We start from the raw sequence: 1344 nt of genomic DNA on the forward strand, positions 1-1344 counted from the left end.
GGGGGGGGGGGCGCCCGCCCCGCCCCCCGCGGCCGGGGTGCCCGCGACCCACCCACGCAACGGCCGGCGCCGCCCTGGCCAGGCACGTCCACGGGGCGGCGACCAACACCGATCCAAGGAGAACCGAGATGAGCGCGACCGACGACCTGGTGGCCAACGCCACCCTCTACGCCCGCGACTTCGCCGCCGGCGAGCTGCCCCTGCCACCGAAGCTGGGCGTCGCCATCGTCGCCTGCATGGATGCCCGGCTGAACGTCTACGGCGTGCTCGGCCTGGCCGAGGGCGACGCCCACATCATCCGCAACGCCGGCGGAGCGGTCACCGACGACGAGATCCGCTCCCTGGCCATCAGCCAGCGCCTGCTCGGCACCCGCGAGATCGTCCTGATCCACCACACCGACTGCGGCATGCTCACCTTCACCGACGAGGACTTCAAGGCAGCGATCACCGCCGAGACCGGCATCCGCCCGCCCTGGGCGGTGGAGACGTTCTCGAACCTGGAGGACGACGTCCGCCAGTCGATCGCGCGGATCACGGCCAGCCCCTTCATTCCGTACAAGGACTCGGTGCGCGGCTTCGTCTACTCCATCGAGAAGGGCACCCTCACCGAGGTGCACTGACCTGCGGCGGATGCCCGGCGAGGGGCTCAGACCAGGGAACGCGACACGTCGAGACGGACGCCGGGAAGCATCGCGTACAGCGAGCCGCCCGGGCATTCGGTGGCCATCCAGTCCCGGTGCCCGCTGATCGAGGACACGTCCCGGCGCGCCGCGCTCGCCGGGTTGGCGTAGGCGACCCGGCCGAGCGGGTTCAGCCGGTGGGCACCGGTCAGGGCGAGCAGGACCAGCACGAGGGACCGGCGGGCCGCTGCGGTCGGCGGCCGGGTGCGCAGGTCACCGAGCAGCGCCACGCCGATGTTGCCCGCGTTGAACCCGCCCACGTGCGCGCCGGTGACCACCCGGCCGTCCGGCCGGTGCGCGGGGATGCCGTCGGTGCCCGACCAGCGGCCCTCGTAGAGGGTGCCCGCCTGGTCGATGAGGAAGTGGTACCCGATGTCCGCCCAGCCGCGGTCCACGGTGTGGAAGTGGTAGACAGCCCGGACGGTGGCGGCCGGGTCCGGGTCGACGTTCGGCGTCACCGTGTGGTGCACCGTGATGACCTGGCCCGGGTGGTAGCTCGGCTGCCAGGGCTGGCCGGTCGCGGGGTTCAGGCGCAGGGTCTCGTCCGCGCCCCAGGCGGCCCGGGGCAGGTAGCGCAGCGGCAGCGGGCCCGCCGGCAGTGCCGGTGGCGACGGGACCGGGCTCAGCTGGGCCGGGACCTGGCCTGGCGGGACCTGGCCTGGCG

At 73.8% G+C, this 1344-nt stretch carries 2 protein-coding genes; one reads left to right on the forward strand and one right to left on the reverse strand.

Annotated elements, in window-relative coordinates:
* The first annotated feature begins 128 nt into the window (after nt 1-128).
* On the forward strand, nt 129-620 hold the full coding sequence (locus MXD58_RS27660) for a beta-class carbonic anhydrase (RefSeq protein WP_248839036.1): 492 nt from the start codon (nt 129-131) through the stop codon (nt 618-620).
* Between the two features lie 26 nt (nt 621-646).
* Here the strand turns inward: MXD58_RS27660 and MXD58_RS27665 are convergent.
* Nucleotides 647-1344 (reverse strand): peptidoglycan recognition protein family protein (locus MXD58_RS27665; RefSeq protein WP_250611065.1); only part of this gene is annotated, 698 nt, incomplete at its 5' end.

It is taken from the genome of Frankia sp. AgKG'84/4 (assembly GCF_023242965.2).
Lineage (GTDB): Bacteria > Actinomycetota > Actinomycetes > Frankiales > Frankiaceae > Frankia.

What these genes read in the sequence shown, in the direction of transcription:
- MXD58_RS27660 (WP_248839036.1), top strand. Translation starts at nt 129, where the DNA reads ATGAGCGCGACCGACGACCTGGTGGCCAACGCCACCCTCTACGCCCGC.